Consider the following 10,033-nt stretch of genomic DNA (forward strand, 5'->3'; position numbering starts at 1 on the left):
GCTGCAGCGGGCGTTGGGGGTCTACCTGGGGCGGCGGTGAGGTCGGGCGGGCCGACCTCACCGGGCCGGGGTCAACGCAGCTGCCGTCGTGCCTGCTTCACCTCGTGGTCGACGGCCCAGGCGTCGGCGACCGGCCCGAGGTGGCTCAGCTTGTCGGGGTTGATGACCGAGCGGATGGCCTGGATCTGCCCGTCGAGCACTTCGAGGGCGAGGATGTGGAGGACCTTGCCGTCCCGGTCGCGGAAGACGGCACCCGGCTCGCCGTTGATCTCGTGCTGCTCGAACGTCACGTCGATCCGGGCCATGACGGGATAGACGGAGGCGAGCAGTCGGGCCACGTTCTGGGCGCCCGCGACAGCCCTGGCCAGCTGCGGGGTCTTCCCGCCGCCGTCCCCGACCAGCTGCACGTCGGCCGCCAGCAGGTTCTGCAGGCCGCCCATGTCACCGTTCTTCAGCGCGTCGAAGAACCGTGCCGCGAGCTCCTGCCGCTCCTGGCGGTCCGCCTCGAACCGTGGCCGCCCGGCCCGCATGTGCCGCCGCGCCCGCACCAGCAGCTGGCGGCACGCCGCCTCCGACCGTCCCACGGCCGTGGCGATCTCGTCGAAGCCGAAGGCGAACACCTCCCGCAGCACGAACACCGACCGTTCCAGCGGGCTGAGCCGCTCCAGGAGCAGCAGTGCCGCCATCGAGACGGAGTCGGCCAGGTCCGCCGCGCGTTCGGGGTCCTGGTACGGGTCGCTGAGCAGTGGCTCGGGGAGCCAGGGTCCGACGTACTCCTCCCGCCGGACGCGAGCGGAGCGCAGTACGTCGATCGAGATCCGGGTCACCGTCGCGGACAGGAACGCCTTGGTCGACGTGGGCCGGGTCGTCGAGTTGTCGAAGCGCAGCCATGTCTCCTGCACGGCGTCCTCGGCCTCGCCCACGCTGCCCAGGATGCGGTAGGCGATCGAGAACAGCAGCGGTCGCAGTTCCTCGAACTCCTCGACCTTGCTCATGCCGGCTCCCCCTTCGAGTTCCGCGGCGCCGCTCAGTGGAACCGCCCGGCCACATAATCACCCGCGGGCTGCTGGGTGATGACGTTCAGCCGGTTCGCGGTGTTCATGAAGGAGACCAGCATCACCAGGGCCATGAGCTGCTCCTCGTCGTAGTGCTCGGCGGCCCGCGCCCACACCGTGTCGCTGACCCCGCCGGCCGCGTCCGCGACCCGGGTCCCCTGCTCCGCCAGCTCCAGCGCGGCACGCTCGGCCTCGGTGAAGACCGTGGCCTCCCGCCATGCCGCCACGAGGTTCAGCCGCACCGACGTCTCGCCGGCCGCGGCGGCCTCCTTGGTGTGCATGTCGATGCAGACGGCACAGCCGTTGATCTGGCTCACGCGCAGCGACACCAGCTCCTGCGTCGTGGCGGGCAGGGGTGACTCCTTGAGCGCCCGGCCCGCGGACATGAAGTACTTGAGGACCTTGCCGGCGGTCGGGCTGGTGAAGAGGTTCAGTCGAGCGTCCATCGGGCGCCCCTCCCTGTCGTGAACGGTCGTCGGTGGCTACACCCCCGAGACGAGACAGCCCGACGGCCTGTGACACGGCCGCGTGTGTGACTCACGTCACCGCAAGATCAGCGTCTGCCCTGCAGTCGGGCCGCCGTCTCCCTGATCTCCGGGATGCGGGCGGTGAGGGCCGCGCCGGGGCAGCTGGTCATGTAGCCCTCGTCGTGGCCGGCGACGGCCGGGAGCGCGGTGGTGGCGCCGGAGGCGTAGCGGCTCTGGCTGTTGCTGGAGGTCAGCCGGACCTTCGCGCGCGGGTCCGTGTCGGAGATCCCCAGCTTCCACGCGGCCAGCGCGGCGATCGAGTCGGTCATCGCCTTCGGCACGGGCGCTCCGGCCGTGAAGGTGCCGATGGCGGCGATGCCGGTGGTGCGGTGGTTGAAGCCCTGGGTGTGGGCGCCGGTGACCGGGCGGTCGGTGCCGCCGGCGCGGCCCTCGTAGATGGTGCCGCAGCGGTCGACGAGGAAGTTGTAGCCGATGTCGTCCCAGTCCCGGGACCCGGTCTGGCCCGCGTACACGTACCGGATGATGCGGGGCACGTCGGCGCAGTCGTAGCCGTTGGGCGAGTCGGTGTGGTGGACGAAGACGGCGACGACCCGGTCGTCGTAGCGCGGCGGTGGCTGTGGCCGCCGGGTGTCGTCGTCCAGCCAGGCCGACCTCGGGACGATGGGCGGCCGGGGCGCCTGGTGCGAGACCGCGGGCCGCGCGGGGACCGGCCGCGCGCCCGCCGCGACGACACGCTCGACGCCGTTCGCGCACAACACCAGCGCGAGCACGGCGGCGAGTCCGGGCAGACAGCCCAGCAACACGAGCAGCACGGGCGGAATCCGCCACTCCGCGGGGTGCTGCGACGGACCCCAGCCGGGCCACGGGGCACGCAACCGCCACCGGATCCACGCCGGCGCCTGGGCGCGGGCCGACCGCCAGGACCGGGAGCGCGCTCGGGCGGGGGCGGGCTGCCGGGAGCGGTGGTCCGCTTGGGCACGGGCGGGCCGCCGAAGCCGTGAGGGCCCATGCGGGGCGCGGGCCGGACGTCCGGTCGCGGAGTGCCACGGGGTTGGACGCCCCTGCCGGCCACGAGGCCGGAACCGGCGCCGGAGCCGCGCGGGCGCTTCCGCATCTCCCGGTGTCGGTCCGGCGTCAGCCGGCCTCGCGGCCCGCGCTGCGCGCCGAGAATCGGCCGCCCCAGAAGCCGCCGTCAAAGGCTCCGCGGCCCCGCCGCTCCCCGCGGCCCTCCGCGTCCGCGCAGCCCAAGGTATGTGAACGGCACGCGGTCTTCGTCTCCCCCGTGTTTGCCGGAAGACCCTTCGGGTGGCCCTTCGGAAGGCACGCATGGTCCTACTGTCCGACGGATCACGTCCGCCCGCGATGTGTGGTGTGACACGCAGTGGAACCATCGTCACGGTCCGAGGCGTTTCTCCAGGTGAACGCGGCGTGGCCGGTTCCTGGCGGCATGTGTGCGTGCGCTGATCAACGGGCGCCTTACGCGCGTACTAAGGGGTCCGAGAGAAAGGCGGCTCTGTGGACCTGCTCGACATCCTGCTGTTGCTGGTCATCCTGGCCTACGCGGCGTCCGGCTACCGGCGCGGACTGGTGGCCGGCTGCGTCTCGCTGGCCGGTTTCGTGGGCGGTGCGGTGATCGGCGTATGGCTCCTGCCGTGGATGATGGACCTGGTCACACCGGGTACGACGCAGGCCACCGTGACCGCGGTGCTCACGGTGCTGGTGCCGGCCGTGGTGGTGCACGAGCTGGCCGGCCGGCTGGCCCTGCGGCTGCGCCGGGAGCTGGACCGGGGGCCGCTCAGGGTGGCCGACGGGGTCGGCGGGGCCGTGGCCAACTCGGTGGCCGTGCTGATCGTGGCCTGGGTCGCCGCGAGTGTCCTGGCCGCCTCCTCCTCGTCCCTGCTCACCTCGGCCATCCGGGACTCCCGGCTCCTCGGCACCGTGCAGGACGCGATGCCGGACACGACACCGGCCTGGTTCTCGCGGGCCACCTCCGCGCTCACCGAGGCCGGCTTCCCGCAGGTCTTCAACCCGTTCGAGAACGAGTCGACGGCCGAGGTCGCCGAGCCCTCCGGCGACAGTGTCACCGCCGCCGCGACGAACGCCGCCAAGCTCAGCACCGTCAAGATCGAGGGCGTCTCGGGCACCCAGGGCCGCGAGGGCAGCGGCTTCGTCTACGCCCCGCGGCACGTCATGACCAACGCCCACGTCGTCGCGGGCATCGACGAGCCCGGCGTCCGGGTCGGCGGCGTCGGACGGTCGTACGAGTCACGGGTGGTGCTCTTCGACCCGCAGCGGGACGTGGCCGTGCTGTACGTCCCCGAGCTGCGCGCCCCCGTCCTCGACTTCGACGACGACGCCACGCGCGGCGACTCGGCGGTCGTCGCCGGTTATCCGGAGGACGGCGATCTCAACCTCCAGGCGGCGACCGTCGCGAACCGGGTGCGGGCGACCGGCCAGAACATCTACAACGACGCGACCGTCACCCGCGAGATCTACTCGATCCGCTCCACCGTCCGCCCCGGCAACTCCGGCGGCCCGCTGCTGACCACCGACGGCAAGGTGTTCGGCGTCGTCTTCGCCCGTTCCACCTCCGACGACGAGACGGGCTACGTCCTGACGGCGGCCGAGGTCGCCTCCGACGCGAGGCGCGCGGCGAACGCGACGGCACCGGTGGACACGGGCGACCTGGTCACCTCCTGAGTCGCCTGCCTCACCCTCGCGTCCGCGCCGTGCAGAGACCGCGCCCCGTCAAAGACCCCGCCCCATCAGCACGTCGTCCACATACGCCCCGTCCAGGAAGAACTCCTCGGGCAGCACCCCTTCCACCACGAACCCCTCGGACTCGTACAGCTTGCGGGCCGGTGTGTTGTGGCCGAGGACGCGCAGGGTGAGCCGGCGGGCGCCCCTGCGGCGGGCCTCCTCGACGGCCGCGCGGATCAGCGCACGGCCGACGCCACGGCCCCGGACCTCGTCGGCGACGGCGAAGCCCTGGATCTGCCGGACGTGCGCGTTGCAGGCGAGCGGCGTGGCGAGGGCCAGCCGGACATAGCCGACGATGCGCCGGTCCAGCTCCGCGACCAGATGGTCCTCGGGGGCGTGCCGCTCGTCGAAGAACGTCCGGTGGGGCGGCTGCGGTCGGGGCATGACCGAGTGCAGCGTCGACCACGTGGCCCGGTCCAGGTGGGCCAGTTCCTCCTCGTCGTCGGGCAGGGCGGCGCGTATACGGGGTACGTACGGATCGGGCATGGGCGTCACCCTACGACCGGGCTCCGGGAGCCGACCGGGGCCTTATGCGGTCCGAGGCAGGATGAGGTTATGGAACTTTCAAGAATCGCGGTGGCCGGCTCCTCCGGGCTGATCGGCGGCGCACTGCTGCGCTCCCTGGTCGCGGACGGGCACCAGGTGGTGCGGCTGGTGCGGCGCGCGCCCCGTTCGGCGGACGAGGTCCGGTGGGACCCGGAGCGGAGGTACGTGGACGCCGCCGGGCTCGCCGGGTGCGACGCCGTGGTCAATCTCGCCGGCGCGAACGTGGGCTCGCGGCGCTGGACCGAGGCGTACAAGGCGAAGCTCCGCAGCGGCCGGGTGCTGGGCACGGCGGCGCTCGCGGAGGCGATGGCCTCGCTGGACAAGCCACCGCGGGTCTTCGTGAACGGCAGCGCGATCGGCTACTACGGCGAGACCGGCGAGCGGGCCGTCGACGAGGGCGCCCCTCCCGGTGAGGGGTTCCTGCCCTCGCTGGTCGTGGACTGGGAGGGCGCGGCGGCGCCCGCACAACAGGCGGGCATTCGTACGGTGTTCCCCCGCACGGGGCTGGTGGTGGCCCGTCGGGGCGGGGCCTGGGGACGGCTGTTCCCGCTGTTCAAGGCCGGGTTGGGCGGCCGGATGGGCGATGGGCGGCAGTACTGGTCGTTCGTCTCGCTGCACGACGAGGTGGCCGCGATCCGGCATCTGATCGACACCGACGGCCTGTCGGGACCGTTCAACGTGACCGCGCCGCAGCCGTTGACGAACCGTGAGATCACCGAGGCCATGGGGCACGTACTGCACCGCCCGACCCTCTTCACGGTCCCGGCCCCCGTACTGCGCACGGTCCTCGGCGAGATGGCCGGGGATGTGCTGGGCAGCCAACGGGTCCTGCCGAAGCGTCTGCTGGAGTCGGGCTTCACCTTCGCGTTCCCGGACATCGAGGGGGCGCTCCGGGCCGCCATCCAGTAGTGGAGGCACCTGGCGGCCACCCAGTACGTCCGTATGCGACCGCCGTGCGACCGTGCTCTGTCCATGCGCGACTGTTTCCGACCGATCACGGCCCTAACCTCGTCCCGAACTCGGGTATCTCCGACGCCTGTTGGGGGCATGACGTCTCCACCGGCCGCGCAACCTCGAGGAGGGGCACGTGCTTGAGCCCGCGTACCAGGCGGACGTCGTCATCGTGGGAGCCGGGGTCGCCGGACTCTCCGCGGCGCATCGGCTGACCAGCGCAGGAGTGAGGACCGCGGTCCTGGAGGCCGCTCCTTGTCCGGGCGGCCGCATGTCGACCGAGAAGATCGACGGGTTCCGGCTCGACCGGATCGGACAGCTTCTGTCGACGTCGTATCCGGAACTACGTCTGACACCCGGCCTCGACGCGCTGGCCCTGCGCCCCTTCGCGCCAGGCGTACTGCTGCACAGCGACGGGCGCCGGCACCGCGCGGGCGCGTTCGCCAAGCCACGGAGCGCGAGGGGCGCACTCCACGCGGTGCGCGCCCTGGCAAGCGCCCCCAGGACGGCCTCCGTGCGCGGCATCCCCGGACCGACGGCCCTGCCGAGGGTGCGCGCCGGCGCCCCGCTGGGCACCGCCGTCGACCAGGCCCGGCTCGGCGCCGCCCTCGCCCGGCTCGCCACCGCGCCCGTCGAACGCCTGCTGGCCCGCCCGGAGTTGCCGGCCGCCCAGGCCCTCGCGGCGCGCGGCGTCCCCACCCGCACGATCGACGGCTTCCTGCGGCCGCTGCTCGCCGCGCTGCTGTGCGACCCGGACCTGACGACCTCCAGCCGGTGCGCCGACCTGGCGCTGCGCGCCTTCGCGAGCGGGCGCCTGTGCGTGCCCGAGAGCGGCGCCGAGGCACTGCCCGAGCTGCTGGCCCAGGCACTGCCGCCGGGCACGGTGCACACCGGCGTACGCGTCACGTCGATCGCCACGACGTCCGTCACCACCGCGGAACACGGCGAGATACGCTGCCGCGCCGTCCTGCTGGCGACCGACGCCCGGACCGCCGCCGAGCTGCTGCCGGGCCTGCGCGTACCCGACTTCCACCCGGTGACCGTCGTCCACCACACGACCGACGAACCGCCCACGACCGGCGCCTCGCTCCTGCTCGACGCCGACCGGGGCGGCCCGGTCGCCCACACGGCGGTGATCAGCCAGGTGGACCCGACCCGCGCACCCGCGGGCCGGGCCCTCATCTCCTCGACGGTGCTGGGCACCCCGCCGCCCGACATCGACACGGCCGTACGGATGCATCTGTCCCGTCTCTACGGCACCTCCACCACCCGCTGGGAGACCCTCGCCGTACACCACACCCCGGAGGCCGTCCCCGCGATGCGCCCACCCCACGACCTACGCCGCCCGGTACGCCTCCTGGCGGGCCTGTACGTCTGCGGCGACCACCGCGACACCAGCACCATCCAGGGCGCCCTCCACTCGGCCCACAGGGCGGCAGCGGCCATCCTGACGGACCTGGGAGCGGCGGGCTCGCTCAACAGGGCAGAACCCTTAGAGGCGGCGGCTTAACCCCCCAGGGGCGCGGGGCTGTGTCGATGTGCGGCTCCGCCGCGTGGGCGCGACCAGCCACAACGCACCCGCACCCGGCACACAACCTTCGAAGCTACGGCGAGCCCCCTACAGCAGCGCAGCGACCTTGTCGCGATACCCCCGCACAGGCGCCGCATCCCGATACGGCTCCAACCTCCGCTCGAAGTCCCGGACATACTCGACCGCCCGCACGGACCGCATCTCCGCGGCAGCACCCGCCGCCTCCGCCCCCAGCACACAGGCCTGATCCAGCTCACCGAGCCCCAGCCGCGCGGACGCGAGCACGACCCGGCAGAACAGCCGACTGCGGGCGAACGCGGGCGCCCGCAACTGCAACGACCGCTCCGCATGCTGCGCCGCCGCCCGGAACTGCTGAAGATCCCGGTGGCAGTGCCCGAACTCGTCGGCGAGCTGCGCCTCATCGAAGAACCGCGCCCAGTGCGGCACGTCGTCGCCGGGCCGCGCCGCTTCGAGGGCGCGCTCGGCCCGGACGAGGGAGGCCGTACAGGCGCGCACCTCGCCCAGTACGCCGTGCCCGCGCGCCTCGCACGCGTGCAGCAGGGCCTGCACGACCGGTGGTGCGCTGGTGCCGACGCCCTGCTGGGCCACCCGCGCCAGCTGGACGGCCTCACGGCCATGGGCGAGGTAGACGGCCTGGCGGCTCATGGTGACCAGGACGTACGAGCCGAACGCCCGGTCCCCGGCCGCCTGCGCGAGCCGCAGCGACTGCACGAAGTAGCGCTGGGCGAGCCCGTGCGCCGCGATGTCGAACGACGTCCAGCCCGCGAGCCTCGTGAGGTCGGCGGCGGCCTGGAACAGCCGGCGGCCGGTCTGCTCGCCGTAGGTGCCGCGCAGCATCGGCTCGCACTCGTGCTCCAGGTAGCGCACGAGGGCCTGGCGGGCGTGGCCGCCGCCGTACATGTCGTCGAGGGAGCGGAACAGCTCGCCCACCGAGCGCAGCGCGGCGATGTCGCCGCCGGTGACCTTCTGGCCGGGGCCGCGCTCGGCCTGGCCGCGCTGGCGGGGTACGGCCGTGGGGCGGCCCTGGACCGGGATGCGGGCGAGCGGCTCGCCCCGGGCGACCTTCTCGTCCGCGCGGCCGATGAGCCAGTCGCGGCTGGGCACGACGAGGCCGGCCGGGGTGAAGGCGATCTTGCGGAGTTCGGCGTGGCTGCCTGAGTCCTTGCGCCACAGGCCGCTGACGATGTCGACGGCCTCCTCGGGGGTCGCGGCGAACTCCAGCCCCGCGTACACGGGCGCGCAGGCGTCGAGTCCGAGGTCCTGGGCGGAGAGCCGGCGGCCGAGGCGACGGGTGAAGACCTCGGCGATGAGGGCGGGGGTCGTGCCGCGTGGCTGCTGTCCGCGCAGCCAGCGGGTGACCGATGTCTTGTCGTATCTGAGATCAAGCCCGTGTTCGAGGCCGAGCTGGTCCACCCGGCGGGCGAGACCCGCGTTGGAGAATCCCGCTTCTGCGATGAGCGCGGCGAGCTGGCGGTTGGGAGTGCGCTGCGCGGGTCGTTCCGTCATCTGCGGTGCGGTCTCCTGCCTTTGGGACCTCGCGGGGCCGGTGCCGTCGCGGGTGCCCGGATTGCCGGTGAGCAGCCCTTTTGGCCTGCCCGAACGGCGCGAATGTAGCGGAGAGTAAGCAGCCGATCGCACATTTCCCCGCCCATTCATCCGATCGTGTGAGGATTGCCCTACTGGGCTGACGCGGGCCGTGCGGCGTCACCCGAACAAGCCGGTCGTACAGTGGCGTAGGCACGCTTTGTGCCTTACGACTTTCCGGTGCTTCTAGGGAGGCGCTTGCCGTGAGTGAGTTGCGGTTCGTCCGTATGGGGTTCGGCGCGGACGCCGTCGAGTACCAGGAGGCGTGGGACGAGCAGCGCCGGGTGCACGCGGCGCGGTTCGAGGACGAGCTCCCCGACACGGTCCTGCTGCTCGAACACCCTCCGGTGTACACGGCCGGCCGGCGTACGGCGGACAACGAGCGGCCCCTGGACGGCACGCCGGTCATCGACGTGGACCGCGGCGGCAAGATCACCTGGCACGGCCCGGGTCAGCTGGTCGGCTACCCGATCCAGAAGCTGCCGCGTCCCGTGGACGTCGTGGCCCACGTACGGCGGCTGGAGGAGGCCCTGATCCGCACCTGCGCGGAGTTCGGCCTGGAGACCAGCCGGGTCGAGGGGCGTAGCGGGGTCTGGGTCCTCGGCGACCCGGTCGAGCAGCGGCCGGCGCTCGGCGGGCTCGCCCTGGACTTCGACCCCCGTCTCACGGACGAGGAGTTCGACCCCCGTCTGAACGGGCCCGAGTACGCCCCCTCCAACGCCGGTCAGCGGCGTGAGGACCGCAAGATCGCGGCGATCGGGATCCGGGTCGCCAAGGGCGTCACGATGCACGGCTTCGCACTGAACGTGAACCCCGACAACAAGTGGTTCGACCGGATCATCCCCTGCGGGATCCGGGACGCCGGGGTCGCCTCCCTGGCGGGCGAGCTCGGCCGGGACGTGACGATCGACGAGGTCCTGCCGGTGGTCGAGCACCACCTGAAGGCCGTACTGGAGAACGCGGACCTGAAACCCCGAGAGATCGAAAAGACCCCGGCCGCATAACTCAACCCCCGTTCCCTCGCCCCCGCCGCCCCTACCCGTCCCATCCTTCTGGGGCTCCGCCCCAGACCCCGCTCCTCAAACGCCGGAGGGGCT

At 72.8% G+C, this 10,033-nt stretch carries 9 protein-coding genes; 4 read left to right on the plus strand and 5 right to left on the minus strand.

Features of this window, described 5'->3' with window-relative positions; genetic code table 11:
- Positions 1 to 71: 71 nt before the first annotated feature.
- The 3 genes from L0P92_RS37450 to L0P92_RS37460 all read right to left on the minus strand — a co-directional run bounded on the left by L0P92_RS37450 (position 72) and on the right by L0P92_RS37460 (position 2,355).
- Positions 72 to 995 carry an RNA polymerase sigma-70 factor gene (locus L0P92_RS37450; protein ID WP_234767527.1) on the minus strand — a complete coding sequence of 308 codons (924 nt, stop codon included), beginning with the start codon at positions 993 to 995 and terminating at the stop codon, positions 72 to 74.
- 32 nt (positions 996 to 1,027) lie between these two features.
- Complete coding sequence (locus tag L0P92_RS37455) at positions 1,028 to 1,501, minus strand: carboxymuconolactone decarboxylase family protein (protein WP_234767528.1); 474 nt, start codon at positions 1,499 to 1,501, stop codon at positions 1,028 to 1,030.
- A 107-nt stretch (positions 1,502 to 1,608) separates the two neighbouring features.
- Complete coding sequence (locus L0P92_RS37460) at positions 1,609 to 2,355, minus strand: peptidoglycan recognition protein family protein (protein ID WP_234767529.1); 747 nt, start codon at positions 2,353 to 2,355, stop codon at positions 1,609 to 1,611.
- A gap of 703 nt (positions 2,356 to 3,058) precedes the next feature.
- Between L0P92_RS37460 and L0P92_RS37465 the strand changes: the two genes are divergently transcribed.
- A complete protein-coding gene (locus tag L0P92_RS37465) occupies positions 3,059 to 4,243 on the plus strand; it encodes a MarP family serine protease (protein WP_234767530.1) in 1,185 nt (394 codons plus the stop codon).
- Between the two features lie 48 nt (positions 4,244 to 4,291).
- Here the strand turns inward: L0P92_RS37465 and L0P92_RS37470 are convergent, their stop codons facing one another.
- Positions 4,292 to 4,789, minus strand: coding sequence for a GNAT family N-acetyltransferase (locus L0P92_RS37470; protein WP_234767531.1), 498 nt, complete (start codon positions 4,787 to 4,789; stop codon positions 4,292 to 4,294).
- 69 nt (positions 4,790 to 4,858) lie between these two features.
- On the opposite strand from L0P92_RS37470, the gene L0P92_RS37475 reads away from it, so the two are divergent.
- Together L0P92_RS37475 and L0P92_RS37480 are read left to right on the plus strand one after the other, a co-directional pair.
- Positions 4,859 to 5,758: a TIGR01777 family oxidoreductase gene (locus L0P92_RS37475; RefSeq protein ID WP_234767532.1), complete on the plus strand. Its 900-nt coding sequence runs from the start codon at positions 4,859 to 4,861 to the stop codon at positions 5,756 to 5,758.
- A 178-nt stretch (positions 5,759 to 5,936) separates the two neighbouring features.
- Complete coding sequence (locus L0P92_RS37480; RefSeq protein ID WP_234767533.1) at positions 5,937 to 7,310, plus strand: NAD(P)/FAD-dependent oxidoreductase; 1,374 nt, start codon at positions 5,937 to 5,939, stop codon at positions 7,308 to 7,310.
- 108 nt (positions 7,311 to 7,418) lie between these two features.
- Here the strand turns inward: L0P92_RS37480 and L0P92_RS37485 are convergent, their stop codons facing one another.
- On the minus strand, positions 7,419 to 8,858 hold the full coding sequence (locus tag L0P92_RS37485) for an NsdA family TPR-like regulatory protein (RefSeq protein WP_234767534.1): 1,440 nt from the start codon (positions 8,856 to 8,858) through the stop codon (positions 7,419 to 7,421).
- Between the two features lie 281 nt (positions 8,859 to 9,139).
- Between L0P92_RS37485 and lipB the strand changes: the two genes are divergently transcribed.
- Positions 9,140 to 9,940, plus strand: a complete 801-nt coding sequence (gene lipB, locus L0P92_RS37490; RefSeq protein WP_234767535.1) for a lipoyl(octanoyl) transferase LipB — start codon at positions 9,140 to 9,142, stop codon at positions 9,938 to 9,940.
- Positions 9,941 to 10,033: the final 93 nt, after the last annotated feature.

The organism is Streptomyces muensis, assembly GCF_021474425.1.
GTDB lineage: Bacteria > Actinomycetota > Actinomycetes > Streptomycetales > Streptomycetaceae > Streptomyces > Streptomyces muensis.

Coding starts and splice junctions, on each gene's coding strand:
- L0P92_RS37470 (WP_234767531.1), bottom strand. CDS start 4,789: ATGCCCGATCCGTACGTACCCCGTATACGCGCCGCCCTGCCCGACGAC.
- L0P92_RS37450 (WP_234767527.1), bottom strand. CDS start 995: ATGAGCAAGGTCGAGGAGTTCGAGGAACTGCGACCGCTGCTGTTCTCG.
- L0P92_RS37475 (WP_234767532.1), top strand. CDS start 4,859: ATGGAACTTTCAAGAATCGCGGTGGCCGGCTCCTCCGGGCTGATCGGC.
- L0P92_RS37485 (WP_234767534.1), bottom strand. CDS start 8,858: ATGACGGAACGACCCGCGCAGCGCACTCCCAACCGCCAGCTCGCCGCG.
- L0P92_RS37455 (WP_234767528.1), bottom strand. CDS start 1,501: ATGGACGCTCGACTGAACCTCTTCACCAGCCCGACCGCCGGCAAGGTC.